At 42.8% G+C, this 2,425-nt stretch carries 2 protein-coding genes; both read left to right on the top strand.

Annotated elements, in window-relative coordinates; translation table 11 throughout:
* Positions 1 to 192: 192 nt before the first annotated feature.
* Positions 193 to 1,518, top strand: coding sequence for a sensor domain-containing diguanylate cyclase (locus AB4496_RS17115; RefSeq protein ID WP_017099858.1), 1,326 nt, complete (start codon positions 193 to 195; stop codon positions 1,516 to 1,518).
* A gap of 126 nt (positions 1,519 to 1,644) precedes the next feature.
* A complete protein-coding gene (locus AB4496_RS17110) occupies positions 1,645 to 2,388 on the top strand; it encodes a class I SAM-dependent methyltransferase (RefSeq protein ID WP_017099857.1) in 744 nt (247 codons plus the stop codon).
* The last annotated feature ends 37 nt before the right edge of the window (positions 2,389 to 2,425 follow it).

The raw sequence follows: 2,425 nt of genomic DNA, 5'->3' as shown, positions 1-2,425 counted from the left end.
GTTTTAGATACAGTAAAATTACGCTACCCTCAAAAAGTTGCGTACGGCACACTTTAATCACATAGTCTCGTGACGCTTGCCGTGTTAGGTATCTGATAGCTTTGTCGATATACAGCAGTCACAATTTATTTACGACACCACCATTTATTTAAAGCACCTGTTTTTGGTGAGAGGATATGTAGTCAGATCTATATGAGCATCCAACTAGATTTAACCACAGCCACCCCTAGGCAGAATTTCGACTCTGCACAGGGCTATATTACGCTGCAAGACCACCGTGTCATCGATGTCGACGAAAACATTGCAAAAATCTTCGGTTACAGTTGCCGTGAAGCACTTCTCAACAACGTCGATTTTGTCTACTCATTAATACCCAAAGATTATCACGGCTCTGTCCGTGAACGTTACCTTTCTGCGATTAAAGGCCAACTGGGAAAGGGAAAGCTCTATAAAGATATTCCGGTGAATAACCGCCTTCTTTCGCTGTTTAGCCTTGCTCAAGCGGTCAGAGTCAACGACCGCCCCGCTCTTCGTGTAATGATCATAGATATTACCTCAGTTGTTGCTTCAGAGCGTAAACATCAAGAAAAAGATCGTATGTACCGGACTTTACTCAATAGTTCGAAACAGGGCGTGCTCGTCCACCAAAATTTCAAGCCTCTAATGGTTAATCAAGCCTGGGTTGAAATGCAAGGTGCCAAATCGATAGAAGCAGTGCTTGCCATGGACTCAATCATTTCAATTATTCCGCCGGACAGTCGTATCAATGCCATGAGACGCAGCCAGAGTATTCTTGCCGGTGATACACCAAGCTTCAGTTCTGTGGTTGAAAACCAATGCTTTGATGGGAGTAAAAAACACTTCAACATCTACGACAACATCATTAATTGGGAAGGCGAGAAAGCGATTCAAGTGGTGATAGAAGACGTTTCCGACAAGGTGATATTAGAACAAGAGCTATTGCACCGCGCACTTCACGACGATCTAACACAAGTGTTCAGCCGCAGTGCCATTTACGATTGGTTAAAAAAGCCGTTAAAAGAACAAACTGAGATGTCTTGTTTACTGTTGGATATTGATGACTTCAAAAAGATTAATGACCAATTTGGACACAGTGTTGGTGACGAAGTGATTCGCACTCTCGCGAATACCATTAAGAAGCACGTCAAAGCCTTGAACGGCGTGGTTGGCCGCTGGGGAGGTGAAGAGTTTATCGTCTTCTTTCCAAAAAACCGAACGACTCATGGAACCATTCTCAACACGGCATACTCACAAGCAAAAATTGTTGGTCAACGTATTTGCGAAGAATTTCGAACCCATCAATTCTTGGGATTTAATCGCACCAAGTTTCAATCAAGCGTCAGTATTGGCATTACCGACAGCTGCATCGTTCGTACCAACAACTCCCTAGATACGTTGATTCGAGTTACAGACGACGCGCTCTATCGTGCTAAATCCAACGGAAAAAATAGAGTCTCAGTAAACCACGAAGGTGCATGTATAGAGTGTGGCTCGTGAAACAATTGCTAAGCATCAAGAAAAGGTCATTTAAGCCTATAAGTTGACCCAAGATTTTCTTGTTATTTTTAAGTTCTAGTTTACTATGCGCCACCCCAATTTTTTCAGCAAATGCTGCAGGCAAACATGTCCGCCAACGCACTCTATACCGACCTATCCGGTTACTATGATTTAATGTGTGTCGATATTGACTACCAAGCGCAGAGTGACTGCGTTCGTAGGTTACATCAGATTTTTGGAAATGAAGGAAAAACACACCTCGACCTTGGATGTGGCACTGGACCACACGTTCGCCATTTTATTGATTACGGCTATCAAAGTAGTGGCCTTGATCTGAATAAACCAATGCTCGACATTGCTCAAGTTCGTTGCCCTGAAGCTAACTTTTCAGTACAAAACATGAGTAACTTTGAGGTCTCAGAACCGCTCGATCTTATCACTTGTTTCTTGTATTCCATCCATTACAACGACGGTATTGAGAGACTAAAAGAGTGCATTGCAAGCGTGCACCGAGCTTTGAAACACGAAGGTGTCTTCTGCTTCAACGTGGTTGATAAAGAGAAGATAAGCAATGACTTGTTTGTTCGACATACAGCCAACAAAGAGCATGATGACTTTACCTTTCGCTCAGGTTGGTATTACTCCGGCGAAGGTAGCAAGCAAACGTTAAAGCTAAGCATCGAAAAAACGACTGCCGGTGAAACTCAAGTATGGAATGACGAACACCCTATGGTGGCATTCTCGTTTAAGGAATTGATCGAGATATTGAAGCCTTACTTTGAGGTTCATATTTTTGAGCACGATTATGACAAGCTGCTGCCTTGGGATACCAAATCAGGTAATGCTTTGGTCACTTGTGTAAAAATCTAGGTAAGCCAATTCCAAACGAATTAAACCGATACAAGCA

Origin of the sequence: Vibrio sp. 10N.222.46.A1 (genome assembly GCF_041473595.1) — a bacterium.
GTDB classification, from domain to species: Bacteria; Pseudomonadota; Gammaproteobacteria; order Enterobacterales; family Vibrionaceae; genus Vibrio; species Vibrio tasmaniensis_A.
This window is presented reverse-complemented; position numbering and strand designations above follow the sequence as displayed.